Here is a 22,526-nt window from a genome sequence, read left to right as displayed (position 1 = left end):
AACGCGCGACGCTTTCCAATTCCCCCGGACGCGATGACGCGAATTTGAGGCGTTTCGCCGCAACCGGCGCGGTCTCAGGACAGCGGCGCCCAGGCCCCGTCTTCGTTACGGCAGGCAGCGCCCCGCGTCACGGTCTGGCGACCGTCCACGGTCAGCGTATGGCTGTATTGCCGGCAGTTCTGCGAGCCGACCTGATAGGGCGCGGCCGCGACGACGGAACCGCTGACGCCGCTGCCCTGCCAGACGACCGGCTGGCCACCGGGCGCGGCTTCCAGCGCGCGATATTCGGCCTCCAGCGCCCGCTGCAGGTCAGCCTTGGAAAGCTGCGTGGCCGTATTGCGGCTGACGAGGCCGCCCTGAAGGGCGGTGATATAGACGGCGGCGCCCTGCGGCCCGGCCGTCGGGACGCCCTTGCCGCCGGATGTGGTCGCACATCCCGAAATCGTCAGCATTGTCAGAAGGAAGGGGAAAAAGGCGCCGCGCAAACCCGTCTTCATCCGATGGGACCGTCTCTCTTCACGCAAAGGGCGGCAAGCCGCACCGAAACCCGTCACTCCCGCGATCCTCATGCCCGCGAGTTTCTCCCTTGTGGCATTGTCCGTCCTGTCAGGCAACATCCTTTGTGACCGCCGGCAGAACGAGCCGCGCCAGTAGCCCGCCGCGCGGCCCGCGCGAAAGCCCGAAGGTGCCCTGATACTCGGAGGCGATCTCGCTGACGATGGAAAGACCAAGCCCCGTGCCCGGTTTGCTCTCGTCGAGCCGCTTGCCGCGCTTCATCGCCTCGCGGATCTGGTCCGGTTCGAGGCCCGGCCCGTCGTCCTCCACCTCGATCACGATCCAGCTCCGGCGCGCATCGTCGCTGCCGCGCATGTCGGCGGGCGCGGCATAGGCTTTCACGGAGACGGATGTGCGCGCATAGCGCGCCGCGTTCTCCAGCAGGTTCCCCACGGTCTCCTCGATATCCTGCTGCTCCATCGCCAGCACGAGGCCCGGCGGATCGACGGAAAGCGGGAACTGCCTTTCGGCATTGAGCCGCCGCATCACGCGCACCAGCCGCTCCAGCACCGGCTGCGCCTCGGTGCGGGCAAGCACCGATTCGCGCTGGGCGGCGATGCGGGCGCGGTTGAGATAGGATTGCACCTGGCTCTGCATGGCGTCGGCCTGCGTCTTCACCAGTTCGCCCTGCGGCGCGGGAATGAGGCGCGATTCGTTGAGCAGCACGGCGATCGGCGTCTTCAGCGAATGCGCGAGGTTGCCCACCTGCATGCGCGCCCGCTCGACGATGCGCCGGTTGCTGTCGATCAGCGCATTCACCTCGCTCGCCAAAGGCAGGATTTCCCTCGGGAATTCCCCGTCGAGCTGTTCGCTTTCCCCCGCCCGGATCTTCTCCAGTGCCTTGCGCGCCCGGTCGAGCGGGCGAAGGCCGATGAGGATCGCCGCCGCGTTGAGCAGCAGGCTGCCGATACCGAAGCCGAGCAGCGCCAGATAGAGGCTGCCGGAAAAATCGTCGATATCCTGTTCCAGCACGTCGCGGTTGCCGACCACGCGGAAGCGCGCGGTGCGCCCCTCATCGTCCAGCACCACTTCCGTCTCGACAACCTCGACCTCGTTGCCGAAGGAATCGACGGTCGTATAGAAGCGCTCGTAGCGCGTATCGAAGGGAATGCTATCCGTATCGGGGATGGGAATGCTGCCCGTGCCGAGCGAGGACGAAGTCAGCGCCTCGCCCTCCAGCGCCCCGCCGATCGGCTCGACGATCCAGTACCAGCCCGATTGCGGCTGGAAGAAGCGCAGGTCCCCGAGCTGCGGCGTGCCGGCAAGGCGCGTGTTTTCCCCCGCCGAAACGGTGTTGATCACGTTGTAAAGCTGCGCGCGCAGGAGATCGCGGAAACTCTTTTCCGCGCTCTGCCGATAGAGCGTCGAGATGACCACGGCGATGACGACGAGCGCCACCGCGGCCCAGAGGGAGGCGAGAAAGAGAACGCGGAAGGTGAGCGAGGGGGAGCGCCGAGCCTTATTTTCCATTGGCCGGCGCTTGCATCCGGTAGCCGAGGCCGCGCACGGTCTCGATCAGGTCGACGCCGATCTTCTTGCGCAGACGCCCGACGAAGACCTCGATCGTGTTGGAATCGCGGTCGAAGTCCTGGTCGTACATGTGCTCGACCAGTTCCGTGCGCGAGACGACCTCGCCCATATGGTGCATGAGGTAGGAGAGCAGGCGATATTCGTGCGAGGTCAGCTTCAGCGTCTCGCCATTGACGGTCGCCTTGGAGCCTTTCGTGTCGAGCCGCACCGGCCCGCAGACGATATCGGGGCTGGCATGGCCTGCCGCGCGGCGGATGAGCGCCCGAATGCGCGCCAGCACCTCCTCCACATGGAAGGGTTTTGCCACATAGTCGTCGGCCCCGGCGTCGATGCCGGCAACCTTGTCGCTCCAGCGGTCGCGGGCGGTCAGCAGCAGAACCGGCATGCCCTTGCCGTCGGCGCGCCACTTTTCCAGTACGGTGATGCCGTCCATTTCCGGCAGGCCGATATCGAGGATGATGGCGTCGTAAGGCTCGGTATCGCCGAGATAATGCCCCTCCTCGCCATCGAACGCCTGATCCACCACATAGCCGGCTTCCTTCAGCGCCTCGCTCAGTTGCCGGCTCAGGTTGACGTCGTCCTCGACCACCAGGATGCGCATTCGCCCTCTTCCTATCTGCTGTTTGCCGCCGGCCCGTTACATCGGCACGCGGACGGTCACCTTGCGGGGCCGCGCATTGCCGTTGCCGGGCACCAGCACGGTCACCACGCAACTGTCGCCGTCCGGCTTGGCGGAGAGAAGTTCGCCGCCGGTCTGGGCCACCACCTGCGCGGCCGCATTGCTGCAGTCGCCGGCTACCCCGACGACGTCCCGCATGGCGCCCGTATCGACGGGCGCCGGGAGCATCAGGCTGGCCGCAAGCGCGGATATGAGAAGTGGCGATGCCATGAACATACTTTCAGGTGCAGATCAGTGTGATGCAAGCAATAAACGATCCACGCTGAATGGCAAATGAATGCGGGCGCGAACTTTTACGCCCCTCACCGCACGCGCCGACGCGCCGAAATTCGCCCGAGCAGCGCCACGAGGCCGCCCGCCGTGCCCGTCGCCGCAACGATGAGATCGGCCAGTTCCGCCCCGTCGCCGCTGGTCACCTCGACGCCCGCCGCATTGGCCAGCGAGGCCGCAATCGCGATCAGCGCGCCCCAGACGGTGCGGGACTGATACCGGGCTTTTAGATCGTCACTCATGCTGTTTCTCCTAGAGACTGAGGGTCGCCTCGGCCGGCAGGCCGAGCGGCACCGCGCGGCCGAGCTGGCGCACGCGGATGGAAAGGGCCGCCTGCGGCGCGCCGAAATCGGCAAGCTCGTCGGCGGCCGGATAGGCATAAGATGGCGCGCCCGTCTCGACGCTGCGCACCACAGTCTCCCCCGAGAGGATTTCCAGCCGGTAGCCCTCGGTCGGCTCGTCCAGCGGAATCTCGACGGCAAGCCAGCTATCCGAATCGATGCGGCCGCGCCGCACCCAGGAAAACCGCGCAATGCCGTCCGCCCCGCGCCGGGCGCGCAGATGCACCGGGCAAAGCGGCGTCAGCGCCCTTATCCCGCCGGCAAAGGCGAAGGGGCCGATCTGCGTGGCCGAAACGCCAATGGCGTCGACCACCCAGTTGGAAAGACGCCCCGCCTCCTCCACGCCGAGACCGAGCGGACGCAGCGCCTCGTCGAGCATCACGGCCTGGGCGTCCACCGCATGGCCCGCGATCATGGCGTCCTCGGTGCCGCAGAGCGCACGCAAGAGGCCGCTCAGTCGCCAGCGCCGCGGCGCGATCTCGCTCGCCGTGCGGAACCCGACGATTTCCCAGGCCCCGTTCCCGGCGCTGAGCGCAATGCGGTTCGTCCCGTTCAGCACCGCCAGCCTGTCGGCCGAGGACAGCCCGCCCGCGGGAAGGTCGATCAGCAACGAACCGCTGTCGTCGAACCGTCCCACCACGCCCGACCCGAGCGGCTCGGCCAGCCAGCCGATCCGCGCCGGCCTGTCGAGCTGCGTGCGGATGCGGTAGCCCTCCGTCGTTTCGGAACTGGAGACGAGCATGGCGCGCCAGGGCTGGGCATAGGCGGCGACGCAGGCGAAATCCTGCGGATTGCCCGTGCCGAGCACCGGCAGGTCGAGCAGCGCGACGACGGGCGCGAAAGCGTCCGCCGCCCCCGTTTCGCCCGTCGGCCCGCCCTCCTCCACCGGCGCGGGCGCAGCGCTGTCGCCAGCCGCGATGGCGAGCGCCTCGACCTCGCGCACCATCCCATCGGTGATGCCCGTGATCAGGAAACGCCCCGCCGGCCCGCCGGCAAGCCGCACCACATCGCCCGGCGTGAAGCCGAGCGCCGTCGGCGGCAGGCGGAAGGAAACACGACGCTGGCCGGCGCGGTGGTCGCGCAGAGCCGTCTCGACGCAGGCCGCCGCGCCGCCCGCATGCAGCACCGCCGGCAGCGAGAGCCGGAGCACCCGGTCCGTGCCGCCCGCCATGCGCCGGGAGCGTGTCGTCACACGCGGATGCCCGCTCGCCTCGTCGAAATGGTCGAGGATCGCCTCGCCGCAAAGATCGCTGATATGGCCCCGGCTCTCCTCGAAAAGCGCCTCGTCCGGCCGCTCGGCCAGCACCTCCAGCTCGGCCGCCGGCAGCGCGGATTTCAGCCGCGAGCGGAATGTCAGCCGTCCGTCCGCCTCCAGCGCATCGATCTGGAACGCCTCCAGCAGCGGCTCGATCAGCCGGCGCGCCGAGGTCTGCTCGCCCTGCACGAAGCCCGGCAGGTCGCCGCAGACGCCGGACACGTCGAAATCCGTAAAACCGTGATCGGTGAGGATGGCGGCGATGACATCGGCCACCGTCCCCGCGCCGAGCCGCCCGTTCAGCCAGTGCCCGCGCTGCCAGTTCGCCCCGTCCGCCCACAGTGAAAGATTTTCGGGAAAGGCCGGATAGGGCCGCGCGTCCCAGGTCCACAGGAAGACGCGCCCCGGATCCACCATGCCCGGCTCCGGCCCGCCGCCCTGCCACCAGTCGTGATGCGCGTCGAGGAAGCGGCGCTGCATGGAATCGCTGCGCGCGCCGCCGGAATGGTGCGGCAGCGCGTTCTCGACGCTCTTGGCGTCGACGAAGGCGTTCGGCCGGTTCGCCCCCTTGTCGATCGCCGGGCAGCCGAGTTCCGTGAACCAGACCGGCTTGGAGCGCGGCACCCAGGCCGTCGGCGCGGGCAGTTCCGCCCCGCCCGGTCCCCGCTCGTGATGCGGGTTCGTCCACCAGCTTTCGATATCCTTGTAGCGAAACACCCAGGGCTTGCCCGCCGCCCCGTCGGTGATCGGCGTGCGGATGCGCGCCCTGCGGTCGGCATCGTCGGCATAGTACCAGTCGAAGCCCTCGCCTTGCGTGATCGCGCCCCGCATGCCCGCCACGTCTTCCGAATGGCGGAACCCGTCCGGGTTGCCCGCGAGCATGTCGCCGTCCTGCCAGTCGGAAAGCGGCATGTAATTGTCGATGCCCACGGCATCGATGGCCGGATGCGCCCAGAGCGGATCGAGCGGAAAGCGCAGCTCCCCACCCCCGCCCGTCGGCTGGAAGCCGGCATATTCGCTCCAGTCCGCCGCATAGGTGATCTTCGTGCCGGCGCGCAGCACGGCGCGCACGTTGGCCGCCAGCGTGCAGAGCCCTTCCACGAAGGGAAACCGCCCCTCGCCATCGCGCAGCGCCGTCAGCCCGCGCATCTCCGAGCCGATGAGGAAGCCGTCGACACCGCCCGCCACCTCCGCCAGCCGCGCATAATGCAGCACCATCCGGCGATAGCCCTCGTCGCCAGAGGGCGCGATGATGGTTTCGCCGCTGACGGCAAAGTGCCCCGCCTGCGCATTGCCGAGGAAAGCCTGCACCTGCGAGCGCGCCGCGCCCGTTTGATCCGCCGAAGCGGGATGGCAGGTAATGCGCCCGCGCCAGGGATAGGCGGCCTGCCCCGCCCCGCCATAGGGATCGGGCAGGCCGTTGCCCGCCGGCACGTCCATCATCAGGAACGGATAGAGATAGACTTCAAGCCCCTCGGCCTTGAGATGGCGGATCGCCGCGATCACGCCGGCATCCGAGGGCGTGCCGCCGAAGGCCGCCTTCCCCTCGTTGCGGCTCACCAGATAAGCGCCCGGGCGCGTGATGCCCCCGACCCGCCAGGGCCGCGATTCCCCGCCGCGATTGCGCGTCTCCACCCCCGGCACGATCCGGCAGTTGCCGGCCCTGAGATCCGTCCCGAACCAGGCGACGACCAGCGCGACCCGCTCGAGATTGGGGCAAAGGCTCTTGAGATCGGCGAGCGAGGCGCGCCAGTCGCTCGAGGCGAGCAGCATGTTGCGGTTGATGTGCCGCGCCGAACCTGCCCCGGTCACCTCCGTCACGCGCGACGGATCGTAGCCGTGCTCCGTCGAGCCGGGAATGATCGTTACCGCCCGAACCTCCTTTTCCAGCGAGCCGACCGGCCGCACCACCTCGAAATGCAGAAGCGGAATGCGGTTGCCATAGGCCTCCAGCGGAAACCGCTCCAGCACGACATAGCACAGCCCGCGATAGGCCGGCGTCTTGCCCGCCCCCTGCCTGGCCTCGATCAGCGGATCGGGCGGCTGGTCCGGCGTCCCGGTATAGATGCGTATCGCCACCGAGGTCATGTCGAGTTCGCGCCCGTCCACCCAGATGCGGCGCACGCTGGCGACCGGCCCCTCGCAGACCGCCATCGCAAGGTTCGCGAAATAGCGGTAAGTCCGCGTCTGGACCTGCGAGCCGCCCCCGCCGCCACCCTTGCCGCCTTGTCGCTCTTCCACGGTGACCTGTTCCTCGAAGCGCGTCGCCCAGATCAGCGTGCCGCCGAGGCGCGAGGTGCCGTAGACACGGCTGATCGCCGTGCCTTCCTCGGAGCCGGGCACGCGGCCGTCCATCAGCCGCGGGCCGGAAATCGTCCTGCCGTCCCCGCCTCCGCCGCCCATCAGCGAGCGGTCGACGACCGAACCTGCAAGCGCGCCCACCGCCCGCCCGACGATCGCGCCGATGGGGCCGAAAACGCTGCCGAGCGCGGCGCCCGCCGCCTGGAAGAGAAGTGTCGCCATGGATCAGGAAAGCTCCGGAAAACGAAAAACGCCGGCAATACGCCGGCGCCAGGAGGGAACGAGCGGCGATTCGATCACCGCCGCCTGCTCATAAGCATGGATGAAGCGCCCTTCGGGCGTGGCGATGCCGGCATGTTTCGCCGCCGCCTCGTCCTGCCAGCGGAAGACGAGGAGGTCGCCCGGCCGCAACGCCGCGAGCGGCAGCGCCGCCCCGCAATGCCGCCCGGCCGCCTCCAGCAGCCGCTCCTCGCCCGCCCGCTCCGCCCAGTCGGGCGCATAGGGCGCGGGCACCTCCGGCTCCACGCCGTAAAGCTCCCGCCAGACGCCCCGGATCAGGCCGAGGCAATCGCACCCCACGCCCTTCAGCGATCCCTGATGCCGATAGGGCGTGCCGATAAAGCCGCGCGCAACCGCAACGACGCGCTCACCACAAATCCCGGTCCCGACAACCTCAAGCAAAGAGCGCCCTCCCGTCATGCACGGTCTGGCTGTTGACATAACCGTAGCTGAAGTCGCTGCCCGGCATATGCGGGAACCCCTGGAAATTCAGCCCGTTACCGAACTTCCCCCGGCAGGTCGCAAAGCGCTTGTCGCAGCCCGCCGTCACCTCCAGCGTATCGCCCACGGCGATCCCGGCCGCCATCGGCAGCCACAGCACCAGCTCGTCCGCGCCCTCGCCGCGCCGATGATCCTCGATATCCGCCGAAAGCCCTGCCGCCGCGCCGCCGGTGAAGGTCAGCACGCCATAGCGGAAGAAGCGGTCCGCAAAACCGGAAAGACCGCTCACCCGCACATGCATGTCGTCCAGGGCCGCCGTCACCGTCGCGCTTGCGCGGTAAGCAGCAAGATCGACCCCGCAGCGCCCGTCCCCCAGCACCGCATCGCACTGGCGGCCGAAGACGCGTCCGCGCACTTGGTCGAGCCGGTGCGTCAGCCGCCGCAACTCCACCCGGAAAAGCCCGCCCTCGCGCCGCACCTCGCCGAGTTCGGCGGCGCGCAGCAGCAGGCGTTGCGACGGGTCCTGCCAGTTGACGGTGAAAATCTCCACCTTCGCCCCGTCATAGCGCCCGGCGGAAAGGTCTTCGGCGCGGATCGTATCGGCGGAAAACCCGCCCGACACATCCCCGCCCTCGGCCGAAAGCCCGTTGCCGTCCTCCGCCTCGCTCGCCTCGAAGCCGCTCGCCGCGGCATAGGTGAGGCCGTCGAAGGCGATATCCCTGTCGTGATCGGTGAAGCCCATCACCGTGCCGTCCTGCCGCGTCACGCGCCAGGCGTTGCACAACGTCGTCGCCTCGCCGTCGAGATGGGCCTGAAGCCCGGGCGAAATGGTCCTCATGGCTTGATCTCCACAAGCGGAATGGAAGGAATGCGCCCCGCATCGAACTGCGCGAGGTCGATATCGATGCGGTCCGTATCGAAGCGCACCGGCACGTCGAATTCGAAGCCCGCCCGCACCGTGCCGGAAAGCGGCACCTTGCCGGGCTTGAAGGTGATCGTCCCCGCCACATGATCGACGGTAAAATCCGCCGTCGGCACCGCACTCCCCGCCACCGCCACGCTCACCGTGCCGACCACCGGCTTGTCGATCCGCCGCACCGTCTCGCCGCCGGCATCCGCATAGCGCTTGACCAGCGCAAAGGTGGCCGTCGCCCCATCCGCCCCGCCGAGGAACTGATCCACGGCGCTGATGACACCGCCCGGCGCGCAGGACTTGTGATCCACCGGATCGCGGAACCGGAACCCGTTGAACTGCCCCGCCCGCGCCTCGAAGAAGGAGAGCACCGCATAGAGATCGTCGAGCGAGCGCACGCCCGACCCGGCGTCATAGTGCCGCCGCGCATCCTGCCAGCGGCGATTGCGGTTCTCCCGCCCGTTGGAAAGGCTGACGATATCCGTCCGCCGCACCGGCCCGCCGCTGGTGCCGAGCGCGACACGCAGCGGAAACCGCACCTCATGAAATCCTGCCATGCCGATATCTCCGAAACAGGCCGCAAGGGCCCCTCATCCCGCTGCCGCGACCTTCTCCCCGCAAGCGGGGAGAAGGAATGGATGCACCGCATCCCCCAGCACAAAAGACGCCGCGTAATTGGAAACCCTGCCTCTCAGCCCCTCAGACTTGCGATGGTTGGAAACCCTCGCCTCTCAGCCCCTTCTCCCCGCCTGCGGGGAGAAGGTCGCGGCAGCGGGATGAGGGGCAAGCTCCACCCTCAAAGCCCTCACAAACTCCGCTGCCCCCGCCCCACGGTGCGCGTCAGCATCGCCGCGATCTGCCCCTCGGACTTGCGGAAGCTCGCCGCATCCGGCGTCGTCACGTTGAAGACGATCCGCGCCCCGCCATCTCCGCCGCCTGCCGCCACGCCCAGCGCCCCATCCGGCCCGCGCCGCAAGGGCAGGATCGCCTCCGCCCCCGCCTCACCCATCAGCCCCAACCCGCCGCCGCTGCCGAAATAGGTGGGCGAGGACACCACCCCGCCCTTGGCGAAGGGCGTCGCCCCGCCAAGAAGGCTGGAAATGCCCGAACTCAACAGCCCCTCCAGCGGCTTCAGCCCCACCGAAAGCGCAATGTCGCTCATGCGCAGCGCCAGCCCGCGCAGCACGCTCTCCAGCCCCTTGCCGTCCACCACCGCGCCCTTCAGCGCGCCCGTCAGCGCCAGCCCGAAGGAGCGCGAGCGTGCCTCGAGGTCGGTAAAGACCGCCGAAAGCTGCTCGGCATCATCCAGCGTGCCGGAAAGGGACCTGTCGTCCGAAATCGCCATTCGTCACTCCATCCGATCGGGAAAAGCCTGCATCAGCCCCGCCAGCGCCGCCCGCCCCGGCGCGGCCGATGAAGGCCGCAGCAGGCCGAGCGCGAAACCCAGTTCGCGCGGCGTCATCGCCCAGAAATCCTTTGCGGAAAGCCGCATCCGGCAAAGCCCGGCATGAAGCGCCGCCTCCCAGGGAAAGGCGGGTCGCTCGCCGCTCAGGCCGGATGCGGCCCCGGAGGGTTTTGCGTATCCGCCCCCGCCCCGAAGGTCGCCTGCAGCAATTCCGCCGCGATACAGGCAAACCCCGCCAACCCATCCGCCACCGCCATGCCCGCCACATCCTCATCGCTGAAGACATTGCCGCCACCGCGCAGCCCCGCGCCGAGAATGCGGATAAGATCCTCCGCCTTCAGCCGCCCGCTCGAAAACCGCTCCGCCAGCCCCGTGAGACTATCGACGGCAAACGCCGTCTCCAGCTCCGCCAGCGCCCCGAGCGTCAGGCACTGCACCCGCCGCTCGCCATCGAAAAGCGCCTCGATCTCCCCGCGATGCCTGTTCGCCCGCGCGCCCATCACAGCACCTCGCCCATCACAGTACCTCAAAGGTCAGCGCCCCGGCCGATTCCAGCCCGATCTCGAACAGCACCTCGCCGTCATGCGCGCCGGAATATTCCAGCGCCGCGATCTGAAACGCCCCCATGACCGTGCCGAAATCCGGAATAACGATCTGCCAGCTCGCAATCGCCCCGCCAAAGAACAGCGACCGCACCAGCGCATCGGACGCCTGATCCTTGAATATCCCGCTGCCCGAAAGCGCCGCCCGCTGCACCCCGGCCCCGCCGAGCAGCTCCCGCCAGCGCCCCACCGATTCCGCATCCGTCACATCGACGAGCGCCGCATTGAACGAAAGCCGCTTCGACCGCAGCCCCGCCACCGTCGAAAACCCCGTCCCATTGTCGATCTTGAGCAGCAGGTCCCGCCCCTTCTGTGCCACCATGGCCATATCCTTTCCGTGAAAATGGAGGTCAGCCGTCCGGCTCCGTCACCGCCCGGAACCGCATCTCCGCCCGATGAAATTTCGACGCCCCGTCCCGCTTCAGCCGCGTCTCGCGATGCAGCAGAAAAACGAGATGATGGCCCTCGAGCACCAGCGCCGCATCGTGCAGCGCCGCGCGTACCGCCGCGACGATACCCTGCGCCTCCCGATGCCCCGCCGCCCCGGACCAGACCTCCAGCACCACCGCATGCTCCTCCCCCGCCTCCGTGGCGGTGGAGTGGTCCACGCTGTCGATGCCGGCGATCACCACGAGGGGCGAGGCCAGAGCCGCCAGCCGGCGGTCGGTGATACCGTCGGCCCCAACAAGCGCCGTCAGCGCCGCATCGCCCGAAAGCCGGGCGAAAATGGCCTTCTGCAAGGCGGATGCCGCGCTCATGGCTTGATCTCCTCACAGTCGCAGACGAGGTAGCGCCCCGTCTCGTCCGGGTCGCAAAAGGCGCGGATCTCAAAAAGCCGCGCCCCCTTGCGCAGCCGCATGCCGCCGGCGAGATCGCCCCGCCAGCGCAAACGGATACGATGCGTCACCGCCACCCGCAGCGTCCCCGCCGCCTCGCCAGCCTTCGCACCGACAGGCTCGATAAACGCCCAGACCGTCGCCACCGCGCCATGGCCGGGCATCACCCCGCCCTGCCCGTCCGGCGTTTCCTCCGGCCGCTCCAGAACGAGCCGCGCATTCAGCAACCCGGGATCAAGTGCGTTCCCCATCACAACCTCCGCAGCCGATAGGGTGCAACCAGCCGCTCATACCCCTGCGGCACCGCCCCCGGCTGGTCTTCCAGGGAGAGCACACCGCGCAACTCGTACATGACAGCGACATGCAGCAGCAGCGCCCGCTTCAAAGTATCCGGCACATCCGCACCGCTCTCGCCGAAGCCGGCGGAAAAATCGATCTCGATGCCGTTCATCGCCCGCGCCGTCGCCGGCCGCTCGGGCAGGATCAGCCGCGCCTGCCGCGCCGCCCCATCGAGCACATAGCCCGCCGCCGCCACGTCGAGCGGCGCGCCGGTCTCATCATAAACCGTAATCGCCTCAACGGTTTGCACAGGCCCTCTGGCAATCTGAATCACCTTGCCCTCCGGCCAGTCGTCCAGATAGAGCCGCAGCGGCCGCACGATCAGGCAAAGCCCCGTCCCGGCCTCCAGATGTTCGCGCGCCGTGCGGATGAGCGCGACCAGCAGCGTATCCTCGTCGTTCGTATCGAGGCGCAGATGCGCCTTCACCTCGGCAAGCGTGACCGGCTCCACGGCCGGCGGCGAGAGTTCGGCAATGGTCATGGCAATCCTGTCTGATGGAGGAAATGCGGGCGCGGCCGGGAGGAAAACCGCGCCCGCGGTCCCGGCGGCAGGGAACGGCCGCCGGGATGAGGGAAATTGTGAAAGGAAGCCGTCGCCCCACGATTCCTTCTCCCCGCAAGCGGGGAGAAGGTGCCGGCAGGCGGATGAGGGGTAACCACAAGCAAGGCCCCAATGCCGGGCCGCCCCTCACCTCAGCCCTCTCCCCGCAAGCGGGGAGAGGGAGCGGAGGCGCTGGCAACCGCCGCTCAGCTCGCCGCGAACTTCACCAGCTTGATCGCCTCGAAGTTCTGCACCCCGCCGCCGACGCGCTTGGTCGTGTAGAACAGCACATAGGGCTTGGCCGAGTAGGGATCGCGCAGCACGCGCACGCCCGTGCGGTCGACGACGAGATAGCCCGCGCGGAAATCGCCGAAGGCGATGGAGAAGCTGTCGGCCGCCACATCCGGCATGTCCTCCGCCTCGGCGATGGCGAAGCCCATCAGCGAGGCCGGCTGGCCGGGCGTTGCCGGCGGACGCCAGAGATAGTTGCCGTCCGCATCCTTGAACTTGCGGATCGCCCCTTGCGTCTTGCGGTTCATCACGAAGCTGGCATTGTGCCGGTGCCCCGCCTTCAGCGCATAGATCGTATCGATCAGCGTGTCGGACGGCCCGTTCGCCTTGAAGGCCCCGGCCGCGCCCGTGGCGATGTAGCCGATATTGCCCCAGCTCCAGCCGCTATCGGCCACATTCGTATAGCTGAGGAACCCTTTCGGCTTGTTGACGCCGTCGCCGGAAACAAAGGCCGTGCCCTCCTGCTCGCCGAAGACGATATCGACCTCCGAGGCGATCCAGCTTTCCACGTCCACCGCCGCGTCGTCGAGCAGCGCGGCCGTCGCCGCCGGCATGGCGTAAAGCTCCATGGTCGGGAAAGACAGTTCGGCAAGCTGCGCCGCGTTGGTCTGCGGCCGCGCCGCCGCCTCCGCCACCCAGCCGCAGGCCATGCCGGAAGTCGCGAAGGGCTTCTTCAGCACCGCGCCGGAGACCTGCCGCACCGTCGCCAGCGCCCGGATCGGCGAGGCGGCGGAAAGCCTGCGGCCGATCTCGCCATCCGTCTCCGGCGGCACCAGATAGCCGCCATCGGCCGCCGAGCCGATCGACATGGCCTTGCCCTCCAGCGCCCGCAGCGCACTTTCGTCGCCCCGGCGCATATAGGCGGAAAAGGCCGCCTTGTGCTCGGCCGCCTCGGGCGAACCCTCGCCCGCCCCGCCCAGCGCCGGACGCGCCTTCTTCAGCGCCAGACCGTCGAGCACGCGCTTGTGCTCGTCCATGGCGCGGTTGATGCGGTCCACCTTGTCGCGCGTCACCACGTCGGCCGTCAGTTTCTGCTCGATCTCGCCGAGCCTGCGGTCGTTCGTCTCCTTGAAGGCCTCGAAAGCCCCCATGAAGTCCTCGAAGGCGGCGGTCATCGTTTCCGGCACGGCCTTGATTTCCGGCGCGGTCTTCATCGTCTCCGTCATGCTTGTCGTCTCCGTTAGTGTTGCATCATCATCCGGGCGGCCCGGCGCATGGTGCGCACCAGTTCCGTTTCCCGGTCGCGGAACCACCGCGCATTCTTCACGTTCGAAACCCGCGCCGAGGGCAGCATGGGAAAGGTGACGATCGAGATTTCCCAAAGATCCGCCTCCAGGATGCGGCGCACGCCGCTTGCCCGGTCGGTCTTCGAACGCACCGTCTGGAAGCCGATGGAAAGCCCGTCGAGCGCCCCCGATTTCATGAGTTGCAGCACCTCGCGCGCCCGGGCGACGCCAGGCGACAGCACGCCCTCGACATAAAGCCCCCGCTCGTCCTCGCGGATGGTGCGCCAGCGGCCGATCGGCTCGGCCGGATCGTGCTGGAACAGCATGCGCACTCCGGCCGCACCGCGCTTTTTCAGCGAAGGACCGAAAGCCCCCGGCGCAATGGCGTCCTTGCTCAGGTCCACCTCGCCGAACAGGCTGGCATAGCCGGAAAACACCCCGTCGCCGGAAACGCCCGCAAGCGTCAGATCGGCATATTTCTTCGTCCGCCAGACCGGCAGGTCGTCGGTAGTCATGGAAGTCTCCGATGATGTGGAAGGGGAAAGAGGCAGTAGCCAATAGGCAGTAGGGACCTACGCAGCGAGGCCCACCCCTACTGCCTATTGCCTACTGCCTATTGCCTACTGCCTATTGGCTACCCCCTATTGCCTCATCCGCTCCGCGATCCGCGCCAGCACGCCCAGCCCCCACCAGGCCGAAAGGCTGGCCGCCGCCGATCCCGTCAGCAGCACCTCCACCGGCCCGAGATAGCCCACGATGCCGAGCCGGACCGCGATCCAGAGCCCCGTCGGCCCGCCAAAGACGAGGCCGCAGGCAAGCCCGGTAAAGAACCGGCACCCCGCCTCCCGGCGGCTCCTCGGCAGGAGATAGATGAGCGAAACGGCCGCGCCCGCCGATGCGCCGACAAGACGGGCCGTCCACAGCCCGCCATCGTTTCCGAAGTCAGCCATTGTTAAGCCTTTCAGATTATTATGGAAATTCGGAAGGAACGGCCAAAAGCGCGCGGACATACGGGTCCGGCAGCGGCATTCCTTGAGTCATTTGAATCCCTTGCGACGCTTTGCTCGAAAACCGATTCAACGTCTTCAGAAATTGAATCGGGAACGCAGGAAGAAACTTCACCTTTCCATTTCAAGCCGCTGTTTTTCCGATGGGAATTGCGCAGCATCGGGATGTGGCTTACCCCAACCTCAATACCCCACCGCCCGCCGCTTCTCCTCATCCGTCAAAAACCCTGCCGCCCCCACCCGCGCCCAAAGCTCGGAGCGCTCCGCCACAAGCCCGTTCACCTGATCGAGATCCGCCGCCAGCCGCAGCGCCTCCCCCTCCTCGGAGAACCACGCCGCGAAGGACGCCGCCGTGCGGCTCACCAACGGCAGCACGGTCAGCCGCCAGAAGGCGCGGTTGGCCTCCTGGTAATTGGCATAGGTCGCATCGCCGGGAATGCCGATCAGCATGGGCGGCACGCCGAAAGCGAGCGCGATATCGCGTGCCGCCCCGTTCCTCGCCTCCACGAAATCCATCTCGCGCGGCGAAAGCCCCATCGCCTTCCAGTCCAGCCCGCCCTCCAGCAGCATCGGCCGCCCGGCCCGCGCCGGCCCGGAATAGCCCTCCTCCAATTCGCTCTTCAGCCGGTCGTACTGGTCGGGCGAAAGATTGCCCCCCTCCTTCGGCTGATAGACGAGCGCACCGGAAGGCCGCGCCGAATTGTCGAGCAGCGCCTTGTTCCACACCGCCGCCGCATTGGAGAGATCGAGCGCCATGGACGCCGCCTCCAGCGGCGCAAAACCGAGCTGGTCATCGAGTGGATGAAAGAGCCGCAGATGCAGGATCGCCTGCCCCTCGCCCGCCGCATGCCGGCGCACATGATTGCCGGTGCGGTACTCATACGCCTCCGGCCATCCGTCCCGCCCCTCGACGATGCGCATCCGGTCCGGCCGCAGCAGATGCAGTTCGCGCAGCTCCTCCCCCACCCGCACCCCCTCGACGAAGGCGTTGCCGGAAAGCAGGAGATGCCCGTACAGCGTCTCGAAGAAATCCGTCCCCGCCATGCGCCCGTTCGGCCGGGCCAGCAGCGCGAGCCGCGCATCCTCCGGCCGCTCCACGTCGCTGGCATAGGCGAGCCACGGCACCGAGGCCGCCGCCTCGGCGATCATGCGCACCGCCCGATGCGCCACCGGGTTCTTCATGAACCCCTCCCGCGACAGCGAGGCATAGGACCGGCTCGACCAATGCGCCCGGCCCTCCGCCGTCAGCGCGAAGAAGCCAGACGCCTTGGTTTCCACCGCCGCCGGCCGGCGGCGCGTGAGGAAGGATGGCAGTTTCATGATGTCCTCGATCGTTGTGAAAAACACGAAAGCCGGCGGAGGCATCGCCCCTCATCCGGCTGCCGCCACCTTCTCCCCGCAAGCGGGGCGAAGGGGATGGGGCTACCAGCCCTTCAGGCAACCAGCGCCGTTGGGAAGGAAAGCGCTTCCACAAGTCCCTTCTCCCCGCCTGCAGGGAGAAAGTGGCACCAGCCGGATGAGGGGCAGCCTACCCACCCAGCGCCACAAGAAACGCCCGCCCATAGCCGACAACCCGCTCCGCCCGGTCAACCCCGTTGATAATCCGCCGCGCGCCCACCCAGTCGTCCTGCCCGGCGGAAAAATGATCCGCCAGCCGCCGCCCCGTAAACGCGCCCTGCAACATGCCGACGAAGAGAATCTCCACCGCCGCCGCCATCTCCATCGCCCGCTCCGGCCGCCCGACGAGATCGATGCCCGTCAGTGCCGAAAGCCGCTCGTAATTCCACCGATGGGTGATCTGCACTAGCCCGCGCCCGAACCAGCTCCGTCCGTCCTCGTCCCGCCACCAGTAGGGCGCGGAAACCTGCGGCAGCCGCCCCTCCGCAAAAGCCTTGTCCAGCCGCGCAATCGCCACCGCATCCGTCGCGGCAAAGGTCTCGCGCACCGGCCGCATGCGCCCGCCCGTCTCGTGATGCGCCGTCGCCAGCATATAGGCGAGGAAGCGCAGATCGTCCGTCTCACCGCCCCGCTCGAAGCGGTCGAGCAGCGCCGTCATGCCCGCAACCTGCCCGCGCCCCAGCCGCCCGCCATAGAGCGTCCCGCGCACGCCGTCGAAAAACCGCTTCCGGTCGATCCCCATCGTCAAATCCCCCGCACCCGCGGCTCGCCCTGCCGGTCGATCACCAGCGCCGTCAGCGCCCAGACCAGCGCATCGAGCCGGTCCGGCGAGCGGCCGGAGGAAAGCCCGTCCGGCCCGAAATCGCACATCTGGTCCTCCAGCTCGGCAAAGGCCCCGGCATGGGCGACCCGCCCCTGCTCGTAGAGCGCCGCCACCGGCTCCGCGCGCAGGAATTTCCCGCGCGTCGCCCGCACCGTCGAGACCGGCAGGTTGGCGTCGACGCTCTTCAGCATCGCCGTCACCATGTCGCCGCCCTGGTTCACCTCGGCCACCACCCGGTCCGCATCGAAGCGCCGGAAGGCCCGCACCACCGCGCCCGCCCAACCGGCGGGGCTCGCCCCCGTCACCGAACAATCCGCCAGCACCACCGCTCTTCCGCCGCCATCCAGCCCCGCCACCACGATCCCGCAGACCGAGGCCGCAGACGCCGTCGCCGGCGGATCGACCGCCACGACGATGCGCGACAGCGGCCCCGGCTGGCGCAGCCGGATACCCTCCAGCCGCGCGCGGCTCCACAACGCATCCTCGCGGTCGGCGATCAGCTCGCCGTCCAGTTCCTGCCGCCCCAGCCGCGTGCCGCCGTAGCGGTCGGCCATGGCGTTCAGGAATCCCGGCGAAAGGTTCGCGATATTCTCCGCCGTCGCAATGCGCCGCACCGCCGTTCCCGGATCGCCGGCCAGCGCCCGCAGCAGCCGCACCGGCCGCGGCGTCGTCGTCACCAGCACGCGCGGATCGTCCCCGAGCCGCAGGCCGAATTGCAGCATGTCCCAGGTCTCCTGCGCATGTTTCCATTTGCCGAGTTCGTCGCACCACGCGAAATGAAACTGCGGCCCGCGCAAACTCTCCGGGTCCTCGGAGGAGAAGATCTGCCCGATAGATCCGTTCGGCCAGACGAGCCGCCGCCGCGAAGCCTCGAATTCCGGCCGCAGACGCCCCGCGATACGGCAGATGCCCGAAACACCGTCGATCATCACCTCACGCGCATCGCCAAGCGTCTCGGCCACCAGCGCGATCCGGCTTTCCGGCCGCGCCAATGCCAGCGCATGCACCCATTCCGCCCCCGCCCGCGTCTTGCCCGAGCCGCGCCCGCCCATCAGCAGCCACACCCGCCAGTCCCCCGGTGGCGGCATCTGCGCGTCACGGTGGGTAAAGTGCCAGCCGCCAAGCTGCCGCCGATTGCGTGGAACGATCCGCATTGCGAAGGGCGAAGGCGTTTCAGGCCGCCCCCTCATCCCTCTGCCGAGACCTTCTCCCCGCAAGCGGGGCGAAGGAACGGATGCAAAGCCTGCCTCCCCATCGACCGCCGCATGAGGATCGGACATCTCCCCAATCCCCTTCTCCCCGCCTGCGAGGAGAAGGTCCCGGCAGAGGGATGAGGGGCAACCTTCACCAGCGCCACCAGCATCATCGCCCCTCCGCCGCCCCAACCCCGCCTCCAACACATCGGCCGCCGCCAGCAAGCCTACCCGCGCCCGCTCTTCCTCGATCATCCTCAAGCCCGCGGCCGCCGCCTTCACCGTCCCGTCCAGCCTCTTGCCGATCGCCCGGCAGGCCCGCCGCTCCCTACGGCCCGCCTTCCAGTCCCGCGGCAGCATCGCCGCCAGCCCGGATTTCCCGCATCCATTCCGTCTTGGCGGCATTCATCCGCTCCTTCACGCGCTGCTCCACCAGCCGGTCGAATTCCTCGATCAGCGCCGTCTCGTCCTCCGGCTCCCCGGTATCCGTCCGCTCGGCGATCAGCGTGCGCTGCAGGCTGTCGATCTTCTCCAGCGTGCGCACGATCAGCGACACGGCCTCGATGGCCGCCTTCGCATCCGTCTGCGCCACCTTCCGCATGGCTTCGTCGCCGGCGTCGTCCGCATCCCGCTCGGCCTGACCCCTCTGGCTCTGGAACCGCTGGAAGCGCTCGCGCAGCTCCTTGGTCATTTCGAGAAGCATGGCCTGCATGTCGAGAAACGGATCGCCCGGCCCGGCCGCCTTGGTATCCAGCACCGCCGCCGCCCCGCCCGCAAAGCCGGCCCCGCACGCCGAAAGCCCGTCATAAACGCCCATCTCCGGCGAAACGCCGAAAAGCGAAATATCGATCGCCAGATCCGTTTCCATCGCAAAACCCGAAAACAAAAAAGCGCCCGGTCCGAATGGAACGAGCGCCTGTCAAAAATCTCTCTGTCTAGCCGGCCGCGGGCGGATATCGCCAAAACCTCCAGCCTCCGGAAAGCCCGGCGATCCCTCCGCCCGCACCTTTCCGACTATGCCATAACCCTACCAGACGACCGTAACGCCGTCAAGGACTATTTTCCTATTTTTTGCGAAAACTTTTCCGCCACCCCATTCGGTGCTATCCTCCCGGGATGATATCCGACGACCTCGTCACGATGGCGCTCGGCATGCCCGGAGCGCAGGAAAACGCCCATTTCGGCAAGCGGGACTTCCGGGTGGGCGAGAAGATATTCATGTCCCTGCCGGACCCGGGACGCGCCGTCCTCAAGTTCACGCCCGACCAGCAATCGATGGTGATGGAGACCGACCCCGGCCTTTGCGCGCCCGTGCCCGGCGGCTGGGGCCGCAAGGGCTGGACGTCGGTCTATTTCGATGGCGCGGATGGCGAGCGGGTGCGTGAACTCATCGCCGCCGCCTGGCGCAATGTCGCGCCGAAGCGGCTGGTCACGCCAAGCCTCCACTGAGCCGGCGCTACTTCTCCTCACCCACTTCCATCGGCCAGGTCACGAGATAATCCTCGTAATCGTCGATATCGATGCCCTCTTCGCTGATCGTGCGCCCGCGGGCGGAGATGCCAGCCTGATGCACGGTATCGGGATCGCCGGAAACCAGCGGATGCCACCAGTAGAGGTCGTGCCCATCGCGGATCAGCCGGTAACCGCAGGTCGGCGGCAGCCAGGAAATGGTCGAGACGCTCTCCACCGTTAGGCGGATACAGTCCGGCACGGTCGCCTGCCGGTTCTCGTAGTCCGAGCAGCGACAGCTTTCCCCGTCCAGCAGCACGCAGCGGATGGAGGTCCAGGCGATCTCGCCCGTCTCCCAGTCCTCCAGCTTGTTGAGGCAACAGAGCCCGCAGCCGTCGCAGAGGCTTTCCCACTCCGCGTCGTTCATCTCCCCGAGCGTCTTGACCTTCCAGAACGGCAGGTCGCCCGGCATTTCGGCATTCTTCGTCGTCATGCCCGACCCCTGAACCCCTTCCCGGCAAAGGTCAAGAGCCGCCGCCCCCGCGAAAACCGTTCTGCTGCCTTCAAAAGACTGATATCGTGCCGGAATAAGCCGGTGGTGAGAAGACGTTAACCGGCAGCGGGCAATTTCGTGCCGCCCGAACCCGAGAGACCGCGACCGTGGAAGACGAAGACCTGCAGCCGCAAAAGCCCCGCCGCCGCAAGCGGCACTTCTTCCTGCGCCTCGATTCCTGGATCGATTCCACGGTCTGGAACGCCGGCTTCCGCGCCTCGGAAATCTGGGAGGAGATCACCATCTTTTCCCGCCGCTTCCATGTGAAGGGCTGGAAGAAGGCGGTCTTCGAGGTGGCCGGCGAAGGCATGAACCTCGGCACGGCCGGCTTCGTGCTGCTGCTGGCGCTCGCTTTGCCCGCCTTCGAGGAGACCAAGGGCGACTGGCGCGCCCAGAGCGATTTCGCCGTCACCTTCCTCGACCGCTACGGCAACGAGATCGGCCATCGCGGCATCATCCACGAGGATTCCGTCCCGATCGACGAACTGCCCGACCATCTGATCAAGGCCGTTCTGGCGACGGAAGACCGCCGCTTCTTCACCCATTTCGGCATCGATTTCCTCGGCCTTGCCCGCGCCGTGAACGAGAATGCCCGCGCCGGCGGCGTCGTGCAGGGTGGCTCCACCCTCACCCAGCAGCTTGCGAAAAACCTCTTCCTGTCCAACGAGCGCACCATCGAGCGCAAGATCAAGGAGGCCTTCCTCGCCCTCTGGCTGGAAGCCAACCTCTCCAAGAAGGAGATTCTGCGTCTTTACCTCGACCGCGCCTATATGGGCGGCGGCACCTTCGGCGCGGCGGCGGCGGCGCAGTTCTATTTCGGCAAGAACGTCACCGAGGTGAACCTTGCCGAATCCGCCATGCTCGCCGGTCTCTTCAAGGCCCCCGCGCGCTACGCGCCGCACGTCAACCTGCCGGCCGCCCGCGCCCGCGCCAACGAGGTGCTGACCAATCTCGTGCAGGGCGGGCTGATGACCGAGGGCCAGGTGATCGCCGCGCGGCGCAACCCCGCCTCCGTCATCGACCGCAACGAGAAGACCGCGCCCGATTTCTTCCTCGACTGGGCCTTCGACGAGGTTCAGCGCATCGCCAAGCCTTTCTCGCAGCATTCGCTCGTCGTGCGCACCACCATCGACATGGGCCTGCAGGCCGCCGCCGAGGAGGCGGTGGAAAGCGGCCTTCGCCAGTATGGCGAGAGCTACCGCGTCAAGCAGGGCGCGCTGGTGATGATGGAGAACGGCGGGGCCGTGCGCGCCATGGTGGGCGGGCGCGACTATGGCGAAAGCCAGTTCAACCGCGCGACGCGCGCGCTGCGCCAGCCCGGTTCCTCCTTCAAGGCCTATACCTATGCCGCCGCCATGGAAGCCGGCATGACGCCGGAGACGACCATCGTCGACGCGCCGATCAGTTGGGGCGGCTGGTCGCCGCAGAACTACGGCCGCAGCTATGCCGGCCGCATCACGCTGATGACGGCCATGGCGAAATCCATCAACACCGTGCCGGTGCGCCTTGCCAAGGACAAGCTCGGCACCAAGCGCATCGCCGAGCTCGCCAGGCAGATGGGCGTGGAAACGCCGCTACGCACCGACAAGACCATGCCGCTCGGCACCTCCGAGGTCACCGTACTGGATCAGGCGACGGCCTATGGCGTCTTCCCGGCAGGCGGCGTCGGCGCGCGCCGCCATGGCATCAGCCAGATCATCAATTACGACGGCGACATCCTCTACGACTTCGGCCGCGACGAACCGCCGGCACAGCGCATCCTTTCGGAAGGGGCGAATTCCTCGATGAACCGCATCTTCGTCACCATCCCCGTCAGCGGCACCGCAAGGCGCGGCGCGCTCGACCGCGGCATCGTGTCGGGCGGCAAGACGGGCACGACGCAGGCCTATCGCGACGCCTGGTATGTCGGTTTCACCGGCAATTACACGGCCGCCGTCTGGTTCGGCAACGACGACTATACCTCGACCAACAACATGACCGGCGGCTCGCTGCCCGCCATGACCTTCAAGCGCCTGATGGACTACGCCCACCAGGGCATCGAGCTGCGCGCCATCCCCGGCATCGACAATCCGCTGCCGGACGGCACGAAGGCGACGGAGGTCGCCGCCGCCGCGCCGAGCGACGACAACCCGCTGCCGGCGCTCGTGCGGCCGCGCTCGCTCTCCTCCGATGTCACGAAACTCCTCAAGGATGTCGCCCGCCAGCTCAATGAAGCGACGCCGCTGAAGCCGGATGGCTGGGTGGCCGCCCTCCACGGGACGCTTGACCTTGCTCCGGCGAAGCGGACAGAGTGACAGGC

26 protein-coding genes are annotated in these 22,526 nt (G+C 67.9%); 2 read left to right on the top strand and 24 right to left on the bottom strand.

All coding sequences use genetic code 11. The annotated features are described in order from the left end of the window. Positions 1–74: 74 nt before the first annotated feature. The 23 genes from K8M09_RS04670 to K8M09_RS04560 all read right to left on the bottom strand — a co-directional run bounded on the left by K8M09_RS04670 (position 75) and on the right by K8M09_RS04560 (position 19,093). On the bottom strand, positions 75–497 hold the full coding sequence (locus K8M09_RS04670) for a hypothetical protein (RefSeq protein WP_160785632.1): 423 nt from the start codon (positions 495–497) through the stop codon (positions 75–77). A 109-nt stretch (positions 498–606) separates the two neighbouring features. Then, complete coding sequence (locus K8M09_RS04665; protein ID WP_160785631.1) at positions 607–2,025, bottom strand: ATP-binding protein; 1,419 nt, start codon at positions 2,023–2,025, stop codon at positions 607–609. Further along, the gene (locus tag K8M09_RS04660; RefSeq protein WP_134647547.1) at positions 2,015–2,686 is read right to left on the bottom strand and encodes a response regulator transcription factor; all 672 of its coding nucleotides are present in this window, start codon (positions 2,684–2,686) and stop codon (positions 2,015–2,017) included. Before K8M09_RS04660 ends, K8M09_RS04665 begins: the two co-directional genes overlap by 11 nt. A 36-nt stretch (positions 2,687–2,722) precedes the next feature. Then, entirely contained in the window at positions 2,723–2,974 is a 252-nt protein-coding gene (locus K8M09_RS04655) for a hypothetical protein (RefSeq protein WP_160785630.1), read from the bottom strand. Positions 2,975–3,066: 92 nt separating this feature from the next. After that, complete coding sequence (locus K8M09_RS04650) at positions 3,067–3,276, bottom strand: hypothetical protein (protein WP_160785629.1); 210 nt, start codon at positions 3,274–3,276, stop codon at positions 3,067–3,069. 10 nt (positions 3,277–3,286) lie between these two features. Continuing rightward, the gene (locus K8M09_RS04645) at positions 3,287–7,153 is read right to left on the bottom strand and encodes a baseplate multidomain protein megatron (protein ID WP_160785628.1); all 3,867 of its coding nucleotides are present in this window, start codon (positions 7,151–7,153) and stop codon (positions 3,287–3,289) included. Positions 7,154–7,156: 3 nt separating this feature from the next. Next, on the bottom strand, positions 7,157–7,612 hold the full coding sequence (locus tag K8M09_RS04640; RefSeq protein ID WP_229342156.1) for an NlpC/P60 family protein: 456 nt from the start codon (positions 7,610–7,612) through the stop codon (positions 7,157–7,159). Continuing rightward, a complete protein-coding gene (locus K8M09_RS04635) occupies positions 7,605–8,489 on the bottom strand; it encodes a DUF2163 domain-containing protein (RefSeq protein WP_160785626.1) in 885 nt (294 codons plus the stop codon). Before K8M09_RS04635 ends, K8M09_RS04640 begins: the two co-directional genes overlap by 8 nt. Beyond that, positions 8,486–9,121, bottom strand: a complete 636-nt coding sequence (locus K8M09_RS04630; protein ID WP_160785625.1) for a DUF2460 domain-containing protein — start codon at positions 9,119–9,121, stop codon at positions 8,486–8,488. The genes K8M09_RS04635 and K8M09_RS04630 overlap by 4 nt, the downstream gene beginning before the upstream one ends. Before the next feature lie 248 nt (positions 9,122–9,369). Continuing rightward, positions 9,370–9,903 carry a phage tail tape measure protein gene (locus K8M09_RS04625; protein WP_160785700.1) on the bottom strand — a complete coding sequence of 178 codons (534 nt, stop codon included), beginning with the start codon at positions 9,901–9,903 and terminating at the stop codon, positions 9,370–9,372. 9 nt (positions 9,904–9,912) lie between these two features. Next, complete coding sequence (locus K8M09_RS04620) at positions 9,913–10,056, bottom strand: phage tail assembly chaperone (RefSeq protein ID WP_324256107.1); 144 nt, start codon at positions 10,054–10,056, stop codon at positions 9,913–9,915. 56 nt (positions 10,057–10,112) lie between these two features. Continuing rightward, entirely contained in the window at positions 10,113–10,469 is a 357-nt protein-coding gene (locus K8M09_RS04615) for a gene transfer agent family protein (RefSeq protein ID WP_160785624.1), read from the bottom strand. Positions 10,470–10,485: 16 nt separating this feature from the next. Beyond that, positions 10,486–10,893 carry a phage major tail protein, TP901-1 family gene (locus tag K8M09_RS04610; protein ID WP_160785623.1) on the bottom strand — a complete coding sequence of 136 codons (408 nt, stop codon included), beginning with the start codon at positions 10,891–10,893 and terminating at the stop codon, positions 10,486–10,488. 28 nt (positions 10,894–10,921) lie between these two features. Beyond that, entirely contained in the window at positions 10,922–11,329 is a 408-nt protein-coding gene (locus K8M09_RS04605) for a DUF3168 domain-containing protein (RefSeq protein WP_160785622.1), read from the bottom strand. Next, positions 11,326–11,658 (bottom strand): phage head closure protein, encoded by a 333-nt coding sequence (locus tag K8M09_RS04600; protein ID WP_160785621.1) that lies wholly within the window; start codon positions 11,656–11,658, stop codon positions 11,326–11,328. Before K8M09_RS04600 ends, K8M09_RS04605 begins: the two co-directional genes overlap by 4 nt. After that, positions 11,658–12,227, bottom strand: a complete 570-nt coding sequence (locus K8M09_RS04595; RefSeq protein ID WP_160785620.1) for a head-tail connector protein — start codon at positions 12,225–12,227, stop codon at positions 11,658–11,660. The genes K8M09_RS04600 and K8M09_RS04595 overlap by 1 nt, the downstream gene beginning before the upstream one ends. Before the next feature lie 266 nt (positions 12,228–12,493). Further along, positions 12,494–13,744, bottom strand: coding sequence for a phage major capsid protein (locus K8M09_RS04590; RefSeq protein ID WP_160785619.1), 1,251 nt, complete (start codon positions 13,742–13,744; stop codon positions 12,494–12,496). Between the two features lie 14 nt (positions 13,745–13,758). Next, positions 13,759–14,319, bottom strand: a complete 561-nt coding sequence (locus K8M09_RS04585) for an HK97 family phage prohead protease (protein WP_160785618.1) — start codon at positions 14,317–14,319, stop codon at positions 13,759–13,761. A 126-nt stretch (positions 14,320–14,445) separates the two neighbouring features. Continuing rightward, positions 14,446–14,754 carry a DUF6107 family protein gene (locus tag K8M09_RS04580; protein WP_160785617.1) on the bottom strand — a complete coding sequence of 103 codons (309 nt, stop codon included), beginning with the start codon at positions 14,752–14,754 and terminating at the stop codon, positions 14,446–14,448. 240 nt (positions 14,755–14,994) lie between these two features. Then, positions 14,995–16,131 carry a phage portal protein gene (locus K8M09_RS04575; protein WP_160785616.1) on the bottom strand — a complete coding sequence of 379 codons (1,137 nt, stop codon included), beginning with the start codon at positions 16,129–16,131 and terminating at the stop codon, positions 14,995–14,997. A 208-nt stretch (positions 16,132–16,339) separates the two neighbouring features. Further along, a complete protein-coding gene (locus K8M09_RS04570; protein WP_160785615.1) occupies positions 16,340–16,951 on the bottom strand; it encodes a glycoside hydrolase family 19 protein in 612 nt (203 codons plus the stop codon). A 2-nt stretch (positions 16,952–16,953) separates the two neighbouring features. Further along, on the bottom strand, positions 16,954–18,186 hold the full coding sequence (locus K8M09_RS04565; RefSeq protein ID WP_160785614.1) for a DNA-packaging protein: 1,233 nt from the start codon (positions 18,184–18,186) through the stop codon (positions 16,954–16,956). A gap of 367 nt (positions 18,187–18,553) precedes the next feature. Then, complete coding sequence (locus K8M09_RS04560; protein ID WP_160785613.1) at positions 18,554–19,093, bottom strand: hypothetical protein; 540 nt, start codon at positions 19,091–19,093, stop codon at positions 18,554–18,556. 248 nt (positions 19,094–19,341) lie between these two features. On the opposite strand from K8M09_RS04560, the gene K8M09_RS04555 reads away from it, so the two are divergent. After that, entirely contained in the window at positions 19,342–19,674 is a 333-nt protein-coding gene (locus K8M09_RS04555; protein ID WP_160785612.1) for an MmcQ/YjbR family DNA-binding protein, read from the top strand. 7 nt (positions 19,675–19,681) lie between these two features. Here the strand turns inward: K8M09_RS04555 and K8M09_RS04550 are convergent, their stop codons facing one another. Then, entirely contained in the window at positions 19,682–20,167 is a 486-nt protein-coding gene (locus tag K8M09_RS04550; protein ID WP_229342152.1) for a YcgN family cysteine cluster protein, read from the bottom strand. 167 nt (positions 20,168–20,334) lie between these two features. Here K8M09_RS04550 and K8M09_RS04545 point away from each other — a divergent pair, with 167 nt between their 5' ends. Beyond that, positions 20,335–22,521 carry a transglycosylase domain-containing protein gene (locus K8M09_RS04545; protein ID WP_160785611.1) on the top strand — a complete coding sequence of 729 codons (2,187 nt, stop codon included), beginning with the start codon at positions 20,335–20,337 and terminating at the stop codon, positions 22,519–22,521. Positions 22,522–22,526 lie beyond the last annotated feature (5 nt).

This window comes from Shinella zoogloeoides (genome assembly GCF_020883495.1).
In the GTDB taxonomy this organism is placed as follows: domain Bacteria; phylum Pseudomonadota; class Alphaproteobacteria; order Rhizobiales; family Rhizobiaceae; genus Shinella; species Shinella zoogloeoides.
Note: the sequence above shows the minus strand (reverse complement) of the source record. Positions and strands in the feature narration are given on the sequence as shown.

Bases quoted from the DNA above. Each gene is read 5' to 3' on its own strand.
- K8M09_RS04670 (WP_160785632.1), bottom strand. From the start codon at position 497: ATGAAGACGGGTTTGCGCGGCGCCTTTTTCCCCTTCCTTCTGACAATG.
- K8M09_RS04665 (WP_160785631.1), bottom strand. From the start codon at position 2,025: ATGGAAAATAAGGCTCGGCGCTCCCCCTCGCTCACCTTCCGCGTTCTC.
- K8M09_RS04660 (WP_134647547.1), bottom strand. From the start codon at position 2,686: ATGCGCATCCTGGTGGTCGAGGACGACGTCAACCTGAGCCGGCAACTG.
- K8M09_RS04655 (WP_160785630.1), bottom strand. From the start codon at position 2,974: ATGGCATCGCCACTTCTCATATCCGCGCTTGCGGCCAGCCTGATGCTC.
- K8M09_RS04650 (WP_160785629.1), bottom strand. From the start codon at position 3,276: ATGAGTGACGATCTAAAAGCCCGGTATCAGTCCCGCACCGTCTGGGGC.
- K8M09_RS04645 (WP_160785628.1), bottom strand. From the start codon at position 7,153: ATGGCGACACTTCTCTTCCAGGCGGCGGGCGCCGCGCTCGGCAGCGTT.
- K8M09_RS04635 (WP_160785626.1), bottom strand. From the start codon at position 8,489: ATGAGGACCATTTCGCCCGGGCTTCAGGCCCATCTCGACGGCGAGGCG.
- K8M09_RS04630 (WP_160785625.1), bottom strand. From the start codon at position 9,121: ATGGCAGGATTTCATGAGGTGCGGTTTCCGCTGCGTGTCGCGCTCGGC.
- K8M09_RS04620 (WP_324256107.1), bottom strand. From the start codon at position 10,056: ATGCGGCTTTCCGCAAAGGATTTCTGGGCGATGACGCCGCGCGAACTG.
- K8M09_RS04615 (WP_160785624.1), bottom strand. From the start codon at position 10,469: ATGGGCGCGCGGGCGAACAGGCATCGCGGGGAGATCGAGGCGCTTTTC.
- K8M09_RS04610 (WP_160785623.1), bottom strand. From the start codon at position 10,893: ATGGTGGCACAGAAGGGGCGGGACCTGCTGCTCAAGATCGACAATGGG.
- K8M09_RS04605 (WP_160785622.1), bottom strand. From the start codon at position 11,329: ATGAGCGCGGCATCCGCCTTGCAGAAGGCCATTTTCGCCCGGCTTTCG.
- K8M09_RS04600 (WP_160785621.1), bottom strand. From the start codon at position 11,658: ATGGGGAACGCACTTGATCCCGGGTTGCTGAATGCGCGGCTCGTTCTG.
- K8M09_RS04595 (WP_160785620.1), bottom strand. From the start codon at position 12,227: ATGACCATTGCCGAACTCTCGCCGCCGGCCGTGGAGCCGGTCACGCTT.
- K8M09_RS04590 (WP_160785619.1), bottom strand. From the start codon at position 13,744: ATGACGGAGACGATGAAGACCGCGCCGGAAATCAAGGCCGTGCCGGAA.
- K8M09_RS04585 (WP_160785618.1), bottom strand. From the start codon at position 14,319: ATGACTACCGACGACCTGCCGGTCTGGCGGACGAAGAAATATGCCGAT.
- K8M09_RS04580 (WP_160785617.1), bottom strand. From the start codon at position 14,754: ATGGCTGACTTCGGAAACGATGGCGGGCTGTGGACGGCCCGTCTTGTC.
- K8M09_RS04575 (WP_160785616.1), bottom strand. From the start codon at position 16,131: ATGAAACTGCCATCCTTCCTCACGCGCCGCCGGCCGGCGGCGGTGGAA.
- K8M09_RS04570 (WP_160785615.1), bottom strand. From the start codon at position 16,951: ATGGGGATCGACCGGAAGCGGTTTTTCGACGGCGTGCGCGGGACGCTC.
- K8M09_RS04565 (WP_160785614.1), bottom strand. From the start codon at position 18,186: ATGCGGATCGTTCCACGCAATCGGCGGCAGCTTGGCGGCTGGCACTTT.
- K8M09_RS04560 (WP_160785613.1), bottom strand. From the start codon at position 19,093: ATGGAAACGGATCTGGCGATCGATATTTCGCTTTTCGGCGTTTCGCCG.
- K8M09_RS04555 (WP_160785612.1), top strand. From the start codon at position 19,342: ATGATATCCGACGACCTCGTCACGATGGCGCTCGGCATGCCCGGAGCG.
- K8M09_RS04550 (WP_229342152.1), bottom strand. From the start codon at position 20,167: ATGACGACGAAGAATGCCGAAATGCCGGGCGACCTGCCGTTCTGGAAG.